Here is a 16,383-nt window from a genome sequence, read left to right as displayed (position 1 = left end):
ACTATTTTTCCATTTGTCAAAAGCCACAGAAAGCTTTAGAGTCAATAAGTATATAAAGATTTTTAAGCTTTTAACGGCTACAGTTTTATGACTTATCTTCGATTGATTGCTGCTTGAAAAATTTTAGAATGAGAGAAAACTGTTGTCACATTGTCACTTTAAAATGAATTAACAAAACGGTTAAGGTCATGTGCTGTTGAGCGTGTTATCAATTGAAAGGTTATAACTCCCAACTTTAATACATGATTATAATAATGGAGATACTCAATGAGCGACGACGTTAAAAAATGTCCTGTCACCCACCTAACAACTGATGCTGGTGCTCCTGTTGTAGACAACCAGAACAGTATGACGGCAGGTGCACGTGGTCCTTTACTTGCCCAAGACCTATGGCTTAATGAAAAACTCGGTAATTTCGTTCGTGAAGTAATTCCAGAGCGTCGTATGCATGCCAAAGGTTCTGGTGCTTTCGGTACGTTTACCGTGACTAACGATATTACCCAATATACCCGCGCTAAAATTTTCTCAGAAGTTGGTAAAAAAACTGAACTTTTTGCTCGTTTCTCTACCGTAGCGGGTGAGCGTGGTGCTGCAGATGCAGAACGCGATATTCGTGGTTTTGCCCTTAAATTCTATACTGAAGAAGGTAACTGGGATTTAGTTGGTAATAACACCCCTGTCTTCTTCCTACGTGATGCTCGTAAATTCCCTGACTTAAACAAAGCAGTAAAACGCGATCCTAAAACCAATAAGCGTAGTGCAACTAATAACTGGGATTTTTGGACTTTACTACCTGAAGCTCTACACCAAGTTACGATTGTGATGTCTGACCGCGGTATTCCAGATGGTTACCGTCATATGCATGGTTTTGGCAGTCATACTTTCAGTTTTATTAATGCCAATAATGAACGCTTCTGGGTTAAATTCCACATGCGCACGCAACAAGGCATTAAAAACTTAACCGATGCTGAAGCTGAAGCGATTATTGCCAAAGACCGTGAAAGCTCACAAACCGATCTGTTCAATGCAATTGAACGCGGCGATTTTCCAAAATGGAAAATGTACGTTCAAATCATGCCTGAACTTGATGCAGAAAAAGTACCTTATCACCCATTTGATTTAACCAAAGTATGGCCTAAAGGCGACTATCCGTTGATTGAAGTGGGTGAATTCGAACTCAATCGTAACCCTGAAAACTATTTCCAAGATGTTGAACAAGCCGCTTTCGCACCAAGTAACTTGGTGCCGGGTATTAGCTTCTCACCTGACCGTATGCTGCAAGCGCGTTTATTCAACTATGCTGATGCTGCACGTTATCGCGTGGGTGTAAACCATTACCAAATTCCTGTAAATGCACCACGTTGCCCTGTTCATTCCAACCGTCGTGATGGACAAGGCCGTATGGATGGTAACTATGGTGCAACACCGCATTATGAACCAAACAGCTTCAGCCAATGGCAAGAGCAACCACAATACAAAGAACCACCATTGAAAATTACTGGTGATGCTGACTTGTGGGATTATCGTGAAGATGACAGCGACTATTTCAGTCAACCACGTGCATTATTCAACTTAATGAATGATGAACAAAAACAAGCATTGTTTAATAACACTGCTGGCGCAATGGGCGATGCACTCGACTTCATCAAATATCGTCATATCCGTAACTGTTACGCATGTGATCCAGCTTATGGTGAAGGTGTTGCAAAAGCATTAGGCTTAACTGTAGCGGATGCGCAAGCTGCTCGTGCAACTGATCCAGCTCAAGGTAATCCTGGCTTGCTTTAAGTTTTATCTTTGAATAAAAAACCACCTTTTAAGGTGGTTTTTTCTTGGCATTAAATATTCCAATTACCTTCTAATTAATCCTTAAACAATCAGTTTTTTGCCTTCATGCATGGTCAAAAATGGATTCATTAACTTTGATGTTTTACGCATTGCATGATGTAAGTCATGCTCCGGCTGGTCTCTAGCTTCATCAGTCAACTGAAACGTCCGATAATGCATTGCCAATGAACATTTTGACTGTAAATCTTTATGCGCCTGAAAAGCTTCTTCGGGATTCATATGCAAATATTTCATTAAACGACGTGGCTCATAAGCTCCAATCGGTAATAACGCTACTCGGGGTGCACCTAAGCGTGTATGGATTTGTTTGAAATGTGCGGCATAGCCCGTATCTCCAGCAAAGAAGAAATGTCCTGTACTATGCACGATGGAAAAACCTCCCCATAAGGCATGATTTTGATCTCGCCAACCACGACCTGAACCATGCTGTGCAGGCGTATAAACGATACGCAAATCTTCAAACATTTCCGATTGCCACCAATCAAGTTCAATGACATTGAAATGTGTGGGTAAATAATAAGCATTGCCTAAACCAGTATAAATCGGCATAGCAAATTGTTCATGTAACCAATTCAAGGTTGCTAAATCCATATGATCATAATGATTATGGCTTAGTAAAACCCCATGAATTGTAGGTAATTCTTCTAAGGCAATTCCTGCAGGACAAGCACGTCGTGGTCCAGTCCCTTGACGTGGGCCTGCATACTCCGCCCATACAGGATCGGTCAAAAAATTATATGGCCCAATTTGAATCAAAACCGTCGCATGTCCGACAAACCAAACCAACCAATCATCCATTTTAGCCAATGGCCGATTGTGCGGAATGCTACGCGAAGAAGCAAAAAACTGTTGGTATTCTTGCTCACGATCTACTTTCCATGTATCGCTTTTACGCGTCATGATCCATTTCAGCATATCTTTACGCGTAAACGCATCTGGATTTCGAAGGGTATTAAAGAATTTTTCCCCATTAAAATGGTCAGTTGCCAGATAATCAAATACAGGCTTCGTCCACGTATGTTTCATACAGCGTTCAGTACTGATTTGAAACTGTGCTGATTGAGTTTTTTGATTCATGTGTATTTAAAATTCATTCACTATGCTGACAAACCTTGCAAAGTATTTAACCTCGCAGACCTATTGATCAAGACGACCTTTCATGCGCTCAAGCCAAACCTTCCGAGATTGAGGCTTGACAAAGAGTGCCACAATTTCAGGATGAAGCTGTTTAATTTGTGCTTCAATTCTGTTGACACAAGCTTCTATATCATCTGACGTTAAATTATCTTTAAATTCAAGACTCAAAGATGCCAAAACTTGATGTGCACCCATCTGCTCTGTTAACACCCCATTGGCAGAATGCACTGCTGGATCTTGCTCTGCAACCATCAAGACATTATGCCTCAATTGTGGGTCAGCAGTTTCTCCCATGAGCAATCCTTTAGTCTCACGTGCAAGTAAAATTGCTGAAATAGCGAGTACAACCCCAATTAGAATTGATGCCAGACCATCAAGCATTGGCATATTCAGCGCGTGTGATAAATAGATACCGATCAGGGCAATAAACAGACCAATCAGCGCTGCTGAATCTTCAAATAACACGGTAAATGTCGTCGGATCTTTACTGCGTCGAAATGCTTCAAAATAGCCCTGTTTCCCTTTGATTTTACGAAATGCTTTCAATGCCACAAACCAAGAGGTCCCTTCACACAAAATCGCAATACCTAATACGATATAGTTAATCATCGGATTTTGCATTTCTTCGGGGTGATAAATATGACTAATCCCTTGATAAATCGACACGATCGCACCCAAAGCAAAGACCATCAACGCCACAATAAAAGCCCAAAAATACAGCTCTCTCCCATAGCCAAACGGATGGCGTGCATTTGCTGGCTGCTGCGATTTTTTCATACCGTAGAGCAGTAAGATTTCATTTAAAGTATCAACCACAGAGTGAATAGCTTCACTCAACATGGCCGAACTATTCGTGATATAGGCAGCGACAAACTTCACCAGTGCAATCGCTAAATTGCCGAAGAGCGCTGCATATACCACGATTTTGTTAGATTCAGACATTTAAAATTGTCCTAAATTTATTTTTATCAAACAGATCTATTTGATTTTATAACTCATTCCATAGTACTCAAACTGACTGTAGCTGTTGTTTGTTATTTTGTTGTTTTTACACCAACTGTCGATTGTTTCGACAATGCCATCATGTTCCATGTGAAACACGCTCTTTAGCGCAAAGGTATAGAAAAAAAAGAAGCCGCAGCTTCCTTATAATTCTGTAGATGTACACGGTTCAACGTACTTTATTAAAATATTGCTCGCGCCACTCTTTCCAAAAGTACATCACAATACCAAACATCACGACCACGATTCCAACAAAGGCATTGGAGCTAATATGTTCACTGTTCAACGTCGCTCCCAAAACCAATGCTATGACAGGTGTCATCACATTACTGAGTGACACCGTTGATGCCGCCAAACGTTTGATCAGCCAGAAGTAACACAGCATTGCCACAATAGATGACATGATCATGGTAAAGACAAAACCTATCATGGCACGGCCACTTGGCAATTCGGTTGGAAAATGCTGCCAGATAAAAGGAATGATGAGTACCGAACCCAAGGCAGAAACAATCAGAGAACCTGTTGCCTGAGACATTGGCTTTAACGGTGCATTAATCTGCTTCACCCAAAAAATCGAACTAATATACGACACCATGCTGATTAGCATCAGTACAACGCCAATTGGATTGACTTTGCTATCAGCAGAATCTGCAAAGACAAAAGTTAGACCACCCACTGCAACCGCCATGCCCAACCACTGCAAAGCGACCAATTTATGTGTTTTTAAAATTACATGCCCAATCAAACCGGCAATTAAGGGTGAAAAACCAAAAATCAGTGCCATTAAACCAGAGGTGAGATAATTGGCTGCGAGATAAATAAACAACTGTGCGCCAATCAAATTCAAACTCCCTGCCACATAACTTTTTAATGAGGTTTCATCAAACGGCAAAGGATCACGCATCAATTTCAACAGAAACAGCGCAATAATAGATGCGCCGAAGTAACGGATAATCAACACCCACATCGGATGTATTTCCTGCACACTCCACACAATCGCGAGCGGCGTCGTCGCCCAAATCAGTACCAAAAGAGCATATATACTTGCCGTCAGCGGCAGTGAAGATTTCATTTCATTCTCAAATTTGATTGTTCTAACGACTTAACCTGAAACCCACTATTCAGATCTGGAACTACTCGTAAGACCATTAACTAATAAAGTTTAAGACCAATTATTGTTCTCCCCTTTATCAACTAAATTGGAGGCGGTATGAATGCCACCCGATCGTTTGGGGTATAAGGACTTCTCCTCAAACGATCAATAATCTCCCCTAGCCCCTCTTTAAAAAAGAGAGGGAACCATCCAAACGAAATCCATTCTTCACAAAGACTACTCCCTCCTTTGAAAAAGGAGGGCTGGGAGGATTAAAACCGTTGAATAGATCTATATAAGCTAAAACTGTATACATGGACTACAAAAATAGCTTTATAAGTGCGATGCTAAAACTAAAGACATAAAAAAACAGACCTACGTTACCGTAAGTCTGCTCCTCTTAGACATTCAGCTTACTTTACAAGTTTACGTAAATCTTGGCTTAAATCTAAATATTTATCCGCTTCAAACGCCGCATTCTTGCTAATCAATTTTTTCAAATGACGCATCTCTTTTGCAGCATTCACCGTAATACCACCAACAATGACACCGTCAGTTACACCAAACAATACAAATGAAGACTCAGCCGCCAATTCAGGTTTAATTTCACCACGAACGATCCATTCGCTTGCAGCCATATCACCTACAAATTGATAGTTGATATTCAATTGATCTGTCCAGAACCACGCTGGATTTGGGGTTGGATGTTCTACATCCATTACATGACGAGCAAAGATACCTGCTTGCAAGTTCGCATTTTCCCAAGTTTCGACACGACGGTGGTTACCACAGTCACGAAGCTGAGTCGCAACGTCACCCGCTGCATAAATATCTGGATGCGAAGTTTGGCAGTTATTATTCACTTTAATGGCAAAATCAACGTCTAAACCTGCATCAACCGCAAGTTGAGCATTTGGCACAATGCCAATACCATAGATCACTGCATCGGCACGAAGTTCTTCACCGCCTTCAAGCGTGATCACTACTTCTTCGCCATCAAGCTTACAGTCAGCAATAGAAGTCGAAAGACGAACATCTACACCTGCAAGACGTTGCTGTGCCAATAAGAATTCACTTAAAACACGTGGAGATGAACGACCCATGACCATCGGACCCATTTCAATCACGGTCACGATACAGTCTTTAGAACGTGCTGAAGATGCAAGCTCAAGACCAATCACACCACCGCCGATCAATACAATACGGCGACCCGCTTGTAATACAGGCACCAATGCTTGTGAATCTTCAAGGTTACGTAAGGTATAAACGTGTTTACCCAAAGCATCGAAATTCGGTAAACGGCGTGCTGCACCACCGGTTGCTAGAAGCAACTTGTCAAATGCAACAATTTCGCCATTTTTCAGTTCAACTGTTTTCGCATCGCTATGGATTTTCACAACGCCATTGCCACGAATATGTTCAACACCGAGTTCTGCCAATTTTTCTTCTGACAGAATTTCGATTTTGGTCTCTTCAGGTTTTAGAATTACGTCTTTAGACAAAGGCGGACGTTCATAAGGAAGATGTGTTTCATCACCCACCAAAATGATTTTGCCTTCATACTTGTTCGCACGGAGTTCTAAAATGGCGCTAGCACCAGCTTGACCAGCTCCAACAATAACGATGGTTTCGATACCATTTTGGCTCATGGGTTTGTTCCTTATTTCAATTCTGCAGATACGATGCCGAAGCCCGCAATCCACTCACTAATGTCTTCGTAGCAATGTGTTGTCATGTCGTATTCGCCCACTTCATGTAGTGCAGCAAAAGCAGCCATCCAAGAACGAACTTCTTGACCGCCACGACCACCTTCAACACGAATTTCAGCTTCAGTCATTGCTTCAATGGCAGCAAAGTCAGCTTTGGCAAACGTCTCAAGCAATGCACGATCCCATTCTGGGTTTAAAGGCACTGCGACAGAAGTATCACCCGCTGCGAGTTTTTGACCGACAGCAATGATTTTGCCTTGACGTGTATTACGTGCCTCTTCAGTTGGATTACGACCTGCAATCAGGAACTCTTCCACTTCTGGTGGAACTGAACCCATTTGCGGCGTTGGTGGATCATGAGACAAACCACCTGTACCCAAAACAAGTACACGTTCATTCTCTAAGTTCAATGATTTAATGAACTGACCGACTGCACGCCCCAAAGCGACTGTACGCTTGGTTGTTGGCATCGGCGCAGCTGCACCATTGATAAAAATTGGAATCGTTGGATAACGATCAAGCTTGCCACCACAAAGGAAATGTAATGGTTGAGTCACACCGTGGTCTGCCTGCATACGATAAGAGTATGCAACATCGACACCTTCATCCAATACGCGACGAACCAGACTGATTGCTGTTTCTTCAGGCACATTGATGTGGTCATTGTCTTTACCATAATCCCAATCACCTGCTGCTTTGGCACGAATACCGACGCAGAAAGATGGCATGAGGTCATAGAAGAAACCATTGAAATGGTCTGGACCAAAAGTAATGATCAATGTTGGATTATAGTCTTCAACTTTTTTAGCAAGTTTGGCAAAAGTTTCGCGAACTTTTTCCTCTTTGTATTTCTCTTGCGGAGAAGCAAATTCCATTAGGGGACTGTGCGATGCACAAATAAGTTTAACGGCCATGGGTGACTCCTAAACGGAAGGCAGCCAAAAACGGCTGCCGAGTAAGTCCTTTACGGTTTTGGCGATTTAGATCTCGTCAAAGAAGCCAGCACGTGGTTGACGTAAACCACGGATACCTAGACCACATTCCGCGTTGATTAAAACGCCTGTCAATGGACGGTTGTTTTGACGAGAAGCCAATAACACATAAGAACCAGTCATATCTTCGGGTTCTGGTAAGAAGTTGAGCGGCATACCGCGGGCAATCTTCTCAGGATCACGTGCATCGAGTAGACCGAGGTTTTCTTGGCCTAAAGAAGCAGCACCTTTGATGTTTACATTCATACCCGACGGAGCAACAGCGTTCACTCGTACTTTAGGCGCAAGCTCGTAGGCTAATTCTTTCATAATCCCAACGCCAGCATGCTTAGACGCTGTGTATACAGGGCCTCCGCCTGCCGAATACAGTGCTGAGTTAGACAAAGTAAATATGATAGAACCTTCCGAAGCTATCAATGCATCAAGTGCAGCTTTGGCACCTAAGATGAGAGATTTGGTGTTAATACCCATAATCTCATCAAAAGCTTTCTCCAGCTGTTCACCCGATGTATTGACGATATCTGCGTAATGATCCCAGATACCTGCGTTTCCGACGAAACAGTCAAGTTTGCCATAATGTTCTACAGTTGCTTGAACTGCACGAACATTATCCTCATAGCTGGCTACATCTCCTGCGATCGCAAGCACGCGGTCACCAAAATGTTCTTTCAATGCATCAACTTTCGATTGAGAACGTTGAAGAACAGCAACTTGTGCACCTTCTTCTAAGAAACGTTCAACCAATGCCCAGCCTAAGCCTGAACCACCACCGGTAATAAGTGCAACTTCGCCTTGTAGCCAACCCATGATTACTCTCCTGCCATCTCTACGTATAAAGCACCATCTTCAACAATCACAGGGAATGTCTTGATAGGATCTGTTGCTGGTAAGCATAATGCTTGACCAGTTTTCAAACAGAATCGAGCCGAATGAAGTGGACATTCAACAGTGCCATCATCTTCAAGGTAACCTTCAGACATTGAAGCATTACCATGTGAACAACGGTCGTTCATCGCGAAAAATTCGCCATTGTTGTTGAATACTGCAAGCGCATCGATACCGTTAACGCCGCAATCTACTTTCAATGCTTCGCCTTCGTCTAATTCGTCAACTTGGCAAACAAAAATCTTATTCATTAGAAGAACACGCTCAGGTTATGTGAGTTGTAAGTCACCTGATCAAGGGTAATCTTACGGTTGAAGATTTCGAAACCTTGCTCAGTGTCGACTTTGCGGATCTTGTCGTGACGCTTACCACAGTAGATTGTTACATCTTTCTCTTTCTGGGTACGGTACAACAAGTACGTTACGTAAACGTCGTATTCGCCTTCAACTTCAGTCGCTTCAACAATCACATTTGAAACCATGTGTGTTGTACGTGAAGGAGGTTCCTCAGCCCAAGCCATACCTGTCTCTAAACGAGCTACACGGCGTTCCAACAAATCTTTAGTATCGTTAAATACCCAAGTTGTTGGCGGCTCAATCGAACGACGACGGTCACGTGTTTGCGCGTTTGGTGTTGTGCGTAGCGTATAAGAAATATCTTCCGCTAATACAGCTAACCAATCACGGAACTTCCAATCGTCCAGCAATTTTGCTTCACGATAAAGAAACTGACTAATTTGGTGATGGAGTTCTAAACTAATTTGACTCATTTCATAAGCTCCTTCTCATATTCGTCAGCCGCAGCTTCAACGTCTTCCCATTTTTCATGAATCAATAGGTCAGCCCAACGACGGTACATACCTCGTGCAGCTGTTTCTGAGAAAATGTAGTTGGTGATACCAGGGATACCATCTTCACGTACTTTCTCGTTACCTTTACCCATTTCCATAATTAATTTGTTTTGACGGGCTTTATAACCACGTAAAACTTTTTGAATTTCAATCCAGTTCTCAGAGTCATCTTGCTCAAGGAAACCAGCAGGACCGAATGCGCGAGTCGCAGAACGCTCAAATGCTTCTTTCACTTCTTGAGATGCTTCAGCGTCTGCAATACAGAATGCCCATACTTCAGTTTTGTTTGGACCACGTGGGTGCCATACACGAAGTGTTGCTGTACCGTTCAACCAAGACAATGTTGGGAACATGGTGTTGTGACCAGCAAGACGTAAAGCACGTACTTCGCCTAAACGCTCTTTAACTTCATCAAATGTTTCACGGAAGTAGTTTGCAACTTCACCATCTACCCAAACGTTTGCATCTGGTTTTTCTGTGAAGAAGAAGCCTGAACCGTGACCACGTGAACCGTATTGGATCGCATCTTTCGCAGTTTCCCAAACAGGACGAGCTGTTTGTGCAGCACCTAATTTCTTAGATGATTCGTCATCTGGTTTCGCGCCAAGTACTTGGATCGCAGATGCGTGAGAGAACAATGCATGGTATTGGTCAGATGCAAACTGTTCAGCTGCAAATTTCCAGTTACACTCGATTTCCCACTTGTGTACACCACCGATAATTTCTGTACCACCTGGACGACGGTCAAGAACACCATCTAAGTACCAAGCGATATCGCCCATGTATTCTTCTAGGTCAGGTGTTGTTTCATCCCAACAAGCGAATACTAAGCCTTTGTATGATTTAACACGGTTAACTTCAACAAGACCCCATTTCTCTTTACAAGCACCGTGCGGGAACGCGCGGTCTTCAAGTGGAATATCTTTTAAAGAACCGTCAATGCCGTAAGACCAGCCGTGGTACGGGCAAGTAAATGCACGTGTATTACCACAGTCCGCGAAGCTCACACGCATAGAGCGGTGACGACATTGGTTTAAGAATGCTTTGATTGAGCCATCTTTTTGACGTGCCACGATGATTGGATCTTCACCCATATAGGTATTGAAGAAATCGCCGGCTTTAGGAATTTGGCTCTCATGGCATAGGAATAACCATGTACGACCGAACACACGTTCTAATTCAAGTTCGTAGATGTCTGGATCTGTATAGATAGATGGCGTGATACGTCCATTTTGTGCATCGACCAAAGCATCGATTTCGCGCACATCAATTTTTCCACTCATGAAAAGCTCTCCTGTGACCAGTAAGGCACAAAGTAATAGACTCAACTTTTCAACGATGATGGATTTTAGACCGATTTTCGGGAAATATTTATTTTGTTTTAATTAAGAGATTTTATGGATTATTACGGTAGATTTTTTTTATGGCATTTTTTTTAAATTGCCGAGAACACCATTTATTTCGTGAATGGTAAAATAATCCTCACGCAATAGTTGTTTATAGATTATACTGAACGGACTTCTAAGTAAGACATTTTTTGGATTACTCCACGGGTTGATTATATGGAATTACGACACTTACGCTACTTTATTACTGTCGCTGAAGAACTCAATTTCAGTAAAGCTGCGTTAAAACTTTATACTGCTCAACCTTCTTTAAGCCAACAAATTAAAGATCTTGAAGAAGATGTCGGCGTAAAACTGTTGCACCGTACTAAACGTAAAGTTGAGCTCACAGAAGAAGGTGCCGTATTTCTAGAACAAGCACGTTTGACACTAGCTCAAGCAGACAAGGCCGTAGCGATGGCACGTCAGGTTTCACAAGCCAAACAGCAGATGCTGCGCATTGGTTTTGTCCCTGTCGCAGAGATGAAAATCTTCCCTTATGTGCTGCCAAATTTACGTGTTCAGAACCCAGAACTCAAGATTGAATTACTCAGTTTAAATAACCGTGATCAGATGAAATTGCTGCAAAAAGGTGAACTGGACATCACTTTTACCCGCAATAACTTCCACAGCGACGAAATTGAAAGTCAGTTTGTACTGCGTGAACCGCTGATCTTTATTTTACCCAAAGATCACCCTTTAGCGAAGTACGAGCGCATTCCAGTTAAAGCATTGAATGGGATTGATTTTATCATTCCTGCACGTGAACAATCTGGCACGTTGCATGAAGCCATTTTGGACTTTGCTTCGACCCATGATATTCAATTTAATATCGTGCAAAAAGCCGACAATATCCTGTTTAACATTAACTCCATCGGCATGGGCTTAGGCTGCACGATCCTACCGGGATACATCGCGCCATTGACCATGAACAATACGGTGATTCGTCCTTTAGATGTCGAATTACCGTATCTAGACTTGTATGTAAGTTACCGAAAAACGGCGAGTTCTGTGGCTGTAGATAAATTCCTTGAACTGCTAACCAAAGTTTTTTATCTCGATATTAATCGCGAACAGCGTTAATTTTCGCCAAGTCATAATTTATAGATATAGCACCATTATTTTTAAAATGAATAATGGTGCTTTTTTTATGGCTAAAAAGTCGCTTTTTTAATCGTTTAAATGTTTTAATCGACGCATTTTATCTATCATGCATATCGACTTGATGGAAAATAACTTATAAATTTTAGTTTAGACATTGATAAAAATTGCTAAAAATTGCCGATTTACAACTTAAGTCTAATAAATAATTCCCCTTCCCCAACCATTTAGATGGGCTGATTTTATGCCTTTTTACTGATTTAGACCGTACACTGTCGACCTTTTAATGAGAATAATACTCACTTAAAGTGTTTCTTTCAAAAGATTTATATAAAAAAAAGGATGGCAAAACCATCCTTTTTTTGAATTTCATGTCAGTGACAAGAAATTACACACCACGCGCTTTTAAATAATCTTTAATCACGGTGTTAAATTCTTCAGCTTTTTCAACTTGTGACCAGTGACCACATTGGCTGAAAATATGCGCATCAGCATGAGGAACGGTATTCAAAATATCCCACGTACGAGATACAGGAATCACCACGTCTTGTACACCGTGAATCAACAATACTGGCACAGTAATGTCTTTCATTTTTTCAAAGTCGAGTGGGAATTCGAAACGGTCACGGTCGCGTGCGCCAACAACATCCATCAAACGATTTGATGCATAGTCATTTGCAGCAGAAGCGAAACGTACTTTTACTAATTCATCAGTAATCAAGTCTTTGTTTACAACAAACATAGACAAGGTTTTCTTGATGCCTTCTTCGGTTAATACAGGGTTTGCATGTGCTTTAAGTGCTGCAGTTTGTTTAGCACCGCCTGTACCCATAGACACGATACCCAATACACGTTCTGGATAGTCCAAAGCCATTTGGAATGCTAACCAGCCACCGAGTGAGTTACCCACTAACCAAGTTTTTTCAATACCTAGGGCATCTAACGTACGTACAGCGTGATCAACCCAAGCACGGATACCATAAGCAGTATTCGGTGCAACAACAGTTTGACCATAGCCAATCGTATCGATAGCGATACAACGAGCTTGTTCACCAATTTGTGGAAGGTTTAACCACCAGTTTGCCGCAGCAGATACACCTGTACCTGAACCGTGTAAAAATAGAATTGGTGTGCCTTCACCCACTTCGTGGTAATGCGTTAATTCGCCTTCAGCAGTTTCAATCCATTTATCTTCTAAACCAAAGAATGAATCAGTTGTATAGTCAGGAATCTGAACAGTGCTCATACATGCTCCTCGTATTGCGTAGAGCTTATGTTTCAATCCATAACGGATTTAAACACAAGGGGGACTCTTTTGGATTTTGTGGTTTTTACAGTCTCATATTACCTGTTCAGCCACTGCTAACTGATACATATTTACGATCATAAACAACAAATAGACTATAATTTAAGTTATTGTTTTTAAATACATAACTCAAAAATATATCCATAAAATCTTTGAGGTATTTCTTTTTTAAATAAACCAGCGAATAAAAAGGGAAGCAATGAATCCACTTCCCTCTTTTTTATCCTGAGAAATTAGAACTTATAGGTATAAGTTGTCGCGACACGGTACTCTTGCAAGTCAGATTTGTAATCGAAATCGGCATCGATATACATTGCCTGGAAGCCTAAGCCCTTCAACTTACCTTCAGGCACGGTGTAGTTCACGATTAAGTTAAGCTCATCAGATTTTTGATCTTTCAGGATGCCATTTGCAGTACCAATTTCTGCATCAGAACCTGTAAAGTAAACCGCTGTAGCATTTAGGCCTTTCGCACCAAGCTCTGCAAAGTCATAACCATACGTAAAGCCCCATGATTTTTCATTTTTTGCAGTAAATGTTGCTATACCCCAGTTGACTAAGTACGGCTGCGGCACCCATCCACCCAGTGTTGGGAATGCATTATCACCAAACATTTGTTGATAACCCAAACCAAAGGTATGCGAACCGTAATTCACTTTCGCACCAACCGATAACGCTTGGTTATCAATTTCGCCATATAGTTTGTCACCCGAATCCGAGTTATCGAAGTAACGGATATGGCTATCCAGTTTGGCTTTGTCACCTAACTTGGTTTTATAGTTCGCGCCGACATATTGCTGTGTGTAGATGTCTTGAACATCGGCATACCAGTAGCTACCACCAATTTCAGGTGTGAATTGATGGTCAATACCCGCAATATACATACCATCAGAAGTTGGCCCAAGATCATAATGACCCATGGTGCCATCTGGTAATCTTTTACCTGGAGCGAACATTGATAAATCACGGAATTGGTTGTCATAACGGTTATTGATCCCGTCAATGTATGCCAAAGTTAACTTAGTATCTTTAATCTCTTTCGACTCTAACCATGCACCGCTATAAGTTGTCATTAGCTGACGAGATGGATCGAAAACCAACACTGGAGAAACTGGTAATAACTCACCCACTTTCAACTCAGTTTCAGATACTTTGGCTTTAAGGGTCACGCCCACTTTACCAAAGTTATCTTTTGATTCTTTACCATCGTGCGGCAAGATCCAGTCTGGGTTTTTATCGCGTGCATTAAGTTTAAATGCATGTTGAACCAAAAGGTCAGCACCCACTTGAATACCTGCACCAATATCTTGATACCCTGACTTGGCATCCAAAGTCACACCCTGTGACCATGAACCCCAGTTACCCGCCGGATTTTCTTTAATTTGACGGTCTAAGTAGAAGTTTTTAAATTTCAATTGTACTTGGCTGTCGTCAACAAAGTCCGCATAAGTTGCAGATGTTCCTAATGTTGCTGTCGCAGCAAGAATTGCTATCCATAAATTTTGACGACGCATGGCTTATTCCCAGTGATCAAATTAAGCTATGACATCATCATGCTCAACAATACCTTGGAAAAAAATCCGACTACAGTATTAAGGTTTATCAGGCTTTTGTGCGACTTGAACTTTGGAAGCTATTTCTGCTTATTTTCCTTAGAGATTAAAACAATAACTCTTTTTTATCATTTAGAACAACTGATTAAATTAACCCCATGTTTTATTAACATAAAATTTAAAGTTTTTTATTTTTTGCAATTACATGCGCTGTATTAATTGCTTTTAAGTTTAAACAAAGTTTTTTGCTGAGATTTATCCTTATTTGAGTTATAAAATTTAGCTATCACATAATATTTAATTTATATAATCATCAACAACTTAAAGTTAAATTTTACTACTATGGCTGCTCGAAATCAGCCATTGGTTCGCAGAATTTTTCTTATTTCAATCCGCTTTCTATGCATCAATTCAATCTCAACTAAAAACCAAGCCCATATAGTCAGTTGAGACATAAAAAAAGCGCCCATTTCGGGCGCTTTTTGACTTAAAGCAAATTAAGCATTGGCTTCTTTTGCTTTAGACATGGTCAATGCCAAGTCTTCAATCATATCTTCTTGACCACCAACCGTACCACGACGACCAAGCTCAAGAAGAATTTCACGAGCAGATACGCCGTATTTCGCTTCAGCGCGTTTTGCGAATAATAGGAATGAAGAATACACACCTGCATAACCTAAAGTTGCTGCATCACGGTCAGCACGGATAGGCTGATGCATCACTGGTATAACCAATTCTTCAGCAACGTCCTGAACTTTGAACAAGTCTACGCCAGTGTCCATACCCATACGGTTCGCCACCGCAACGAATAGTTCTAATGGTGTATTACCTGCGCCTGCGCCTAGGCCAGCAGATGCCAAGTCGACACGAATCGCGCCAGCTTCAACAGCAGCAACCGTATTTGCTACGCCCATACCTAAGTTGTGGTGACCATGGAAACCGAGCTCAATCTCTGAACCCAAGTTTGCACGTAAGATACCCACGCGGTCAGTTACATCTTGAGGAAGCATGTAACCTGCAGAGTCTGTTACATAAATACAGTTTGCACCGTAAGACACCATTTTTTGTGCTTCTTCGAGTAATTTCTCTGGTGTCGCCATGTGCGCCATCATCAAGAAGCCCACAGTGTCCATGCCGAGTTTACGCGCAGCCGTAATATGCTGTTCAGAAACGTCTGCTTCAGTTGAATGTGTTGCTACACGAATCGTAGAAACACCAACATCATGTGCCATATGCAAATGATCAACCGTACCGATACCAGGAAGTAAAAGTGCAGACACTTTCGCCTGTTTTAGGTTTGGAATAACGGCTTTTAAGTATTCTTCATCAGTTGCTGCAGCAAAACCGTAGTTCACTGAGTTACCACCAAGACCGTCACCATGAGTAACTTCGATCAGCGGTACACCGGCATCATCAAGCGCAGTTGAAATAGCAATCATTTGCTCGATTGATGTTTGATGGCGCATTGGGTGCATACCATCACGTAAAGTCATATCGTGAATAATAACCTTAGACATGTGGC

Annotated in this window: 14 protein-coding genes; 2 read left to right on the top strand and 12 right to left on the bottom strand. The window is 41.6% G+C overall.

Features of this window, described 5'->3' with window-relative positions:
• Positions 1 to 267 precede the first annotated feature (267 nt).
• Positions 268 to 1,788, top strand: a complete 1,521-nt coding sequence (locus FTU17_RS00695; RefSeq protein WP_111884100.1) for a catalase — start codon at positions 268 to 270, stop codon at positions 1,786 to 1,788.
• Positions 1,789 to 1,869: 81 nt separating this feature from the next.
• Here FTU17_RS00695 and FTU17_RS00690 read toward each other — a convergent pair whose 3' ends face one another.
• The 9 genes from FTU17_RS00690 to hcaE all read right to left on the bottom strand — a co-directional run bounded on the left by FTU17_RS00690 (position 1,870) and on the right by hcaE (position 10,799).
• A complete protein-coding gene (locus FTU17_RS00690) occupies positions 1,870 to 2,925 on the bottom strand; it encodes an MBL fold metallo-hydrolase (protein ID WP_180134483.1) in 1,056 nt (351 codons plus the stop codon).
• A 60-nt stretch (positions 2,926 to 2,985) separates the two neighbouring features.
• Positions 2,986 to 3,927: a cation diffusion facilitator family transporter gene (locus tag FTU17_RS00685; protein ID WP_078192768.1), complete on the bottom strand. Its 942-nt coding sequence runs from the start codon at positions 3,925 to 3,927 to the stop codon at positions 2,986 to 2,988.
• Between the two features lie 229 nt (positions 3,928 to 4,156).
• Entirely contained in the window at positions 4,157 to 5,059 is a 903-nt protein-coding gene (locus FTU17_RS00680; RefSeq protein ID WP_180021141.1) for a DMT family transporter, read from the bottom strand.
• A gap of 434 nt (positions 5,060 to 5,493) precedes the next feature.
• Positions 5,494 to 6,729: a 3-phenylpropionate/cinnamic acid dioxygenase ferredoxin--NAD(+) reductase subunit gene (gene hcaD / locus FTU17_RS00675; RefSeq protein WP_180007136.1), complete on the bottom strand. Its 1,236-nt coding sequence runs from the start codon at positions 6,727 to 6,729 to the stop codon at positions 5,494 to 5,496.
• Positions 6,730 to 6,740: 11 nt separating this feature from the next.
• The gene (locus tag FTU17_RS00670; protein WP_180002939.1) at positions 6,741 to 7,703 is read right to left on the bottom strand and encodes a 3-carboxyethylcatechol 2,3-dioxygenase; all 963 of its coding nucleotides are present in this window, start codon (positions 7,701 to 7,703) and stop codon (positions 6,741 to 6,743) included.
• Between the two features lie 66 nt (positions 7,704 to 7,769).
• Positions 7,770 to 8,588, bottom strand: coding sequence for a 3-phenylpropionate-dihydrodiol/cinnamic acid-dihydrodiol dehydrogenase (gene hcaB / locus FTU17_RS00665; protein ID WP_078192772.1), 819 nt, complete (start codon positions 8,586 to 8,588; stop codon positions 7,770 to 7,772).
• Positions 8,589 to 8,590: 2 nt separating this feature from the next.
• Entirely contained in the window at positions 8,591 to 8,917 is a 327-nt protein-coding gene (gene hcaC, locus FTU17_RS00660) for a 3-phenylpropionate/cinnamic acid dioxygenase ferredoxin subunit (RefSeq protein ID WP_067763933.1), read from the bottom strand.
• Positions 8,917 to 9,435 (bottom strand): 3-phenylpropionate/cinnamic acid dioxygenase subunit beta, encoded by a 519-nt coding sequence (gene hcaF / locus FTU17_RS00655; protein WP_067763936.1) that lies wholly within the window; start codon positions 9,433 to 9,435, stop codon positions 8,917 to 8,919. Before hcaF ends, hcaC begins: the two co-directional genes overlap by 1 nt.
• On the bottom strand, positions 9,432 to 10,799 hold the full coding sequence (gene hcaE, locus FTU17_RS00650) for a 3-phenylpropionate/cinnamic acid dioxygenase subunit alpha (RefSeq protein ID WP_067763943.1): 1,368 nt from the start codon (positions 10,797 to 10,799) through the stop codon (positions 9,432 to 9,434). Before hcaE ends, hcaF begins: the two co-directional genes overlap by 4 nt.
• Before the next feature lie 279 nt (positions 10,800 to 11,078).
• Here hcaE and hcaR point away from each other — a divergent pair, with 279 nt between their 5' ends.
• Positions 11,079 to 11,984 carry a DNA-binding transcriptional regulator HcaR gene (gene hcaR, locus FTU17_RS00645; RefSeq protein WP_180002937.1) on the top strand — a complete coding sequence of 302 codons (906 nt, stop codon included), beginning with the start codon at positions 11,079 to 11,081 and terminating at the stop codon, positions 11,982 to 11,984.
• A 406-nt stretch (positions 11,985 to 12,390) separates the two neighbouring features.
• Here hcaR and FTU17_RS00640 read toward each other — a convergent pair whose 3' ends face one another.
• The 3 genes from FTU17_RS00640 to dmpG all read right to left on the bottom strand — a co-directional run bounded on the left by FTU17_RS00640 (position 12,391) and on the right by dmpG (position 16,378).
• A complete protein-coding gene (locus FTU17_RS00640) occupies positions 12,391 to 13,248 on the bottom strand; it encodes an alpha/beta fold hydrolase (protein ID WP_078192776.1) in 858 nt (285 codons plus the stop codon).
• A gap of 293 nt (positions 13,249 to 13,541) precedes the next feature.
• Positions 13,542 to 14,822, bottom strand: a complete 1,281-nt coding sequence (locus FTU17_RS00635; protein WP_168377929.1) for an OprD family outer membrane porin — start codon at positions 14,820 to 14,822, stop codon at positions 13,542 to 13,544.
• 536 nt (positions 14,823 to 15,358) lie between these two features.
• On the bottom strand, positions 15,359 to 16,378 hold the full coding sequence (gene dmpG, locus FTU17_RS00630; RefSeq protein WP_180134482.1) for a 4-hydroxy-2-oxovalerate aldolase: 1,020 nt from the start codon (positions 16,376 to 16,378) through the stop codon (positions 15,359 to 15,361).
• Positions 16,379 to 16,383: the final 5 nt, after the last annotated feature.

Source organism: Acinetobacter sp. YH12070, from assembly GCF_013419625.1.
Taxonomy (GTDB): Bacteria; Pseudomonadota; Gammaproteobacteria; order Pseudomonadales; family Moraxellaceae; genus Acinetobacter; species Acinetobacter amyesii.
Note: the sequence above shows the minus strand (reverse complement) of the source record. Positions and strands in the feature narration are given on the sequence as shown.

Coding starts and splice junctions, on each gene's coding strand:
- FTU17_RS00695 (WP_111884100.1), top strand. CDS start 268: ATGAGCGACGACGTTAAAAAATGTCCTGTCACCCACCTAACAACTGAT.
- FTU17_RS00690 (WP_180134483.1), bottom strand. CDS start 2,925: ATGAATCAAAAAACTCAATCAGCACAGTTTCAAATCAGTACTGAACGC.
- FTU17_RS00685 (WP_078192768.1), bottom strand. CDS start 3,927: ATGTCTGAATCTAACAAAATCGTGGTATATGCAGCGCTCTTCGGCAAT.
- FTU17_RS00680 (WP_180021141.1), bottom strand. CDS start 5,059: ATGAAATCTTCACTGCCGCTGACGGCAAGTATATATGCTCTTTTGGTA.
- hcaD (WP_180007136.1), bottom strand. CDS start 6,729: ATGAGCCAAAATGGTATCGAAACCATCGTTATTGTTGGAGCTGGTCAA.
- FTU17_RS00670 (WP_180002939.1), bottom strand. CDS start 7,703: ATGGCCGTTAAACTTATTTGTGCATCGCACAGTCCCCTAATGGAATTT.
- hcaB (WP_078192772.1), bottom strand. CDS start 8,588: ATGGGTTGGCTACAAGGCGAAGTTGCACTTATTACCGGTGGTGGTTCA.
- hcaC (WP_067763933.1), bottom strand. CDS start 8,917: ATGAATAAGATTTTTGTTTGCCAAGTTGACGAATTAGACGAAGGCGAA.
- hcaF (WP_067763936.1), bottom strand. CDS start 9,435: ATGAGTCAAATTAGTTTAGAACTCCATCACCAAATTAGTCAGTTTCTT.
- hcaE (WP_067763943.1), bottom strand. CDS start 10,799: ATGAGTGGAAAAATTGATGTGCGCGAAATCGATGCTTTGGTCGATGCA.
- hcaR (WP_180002937.1), top strand. CDS start 11,079: ATGGAATTACGACACTTACGCTACTTTATTACTGTCGCTGAAGAACTC.
- FTU17_RS00640 (WP_078192776.1), bottom strand. CDS start 13,248: ATGAGCACTGTTCAGATTCCTGACTATACAACTGATTCATTCTTTGGT.
- FTU17_RS00635 (WP_168377929.1), bottom strand. CDS start 14,822: ATGCGTCGTCAAAATTTATGGATAGCAATTCTTGCTGCGACAGCAACA.
- dmpG (WP_180134482.1), bottom strand. CDS start 16,378: ATGTCTAAGGTTATTATTCACGATATGACTTTACGTGATGGTATGCAC.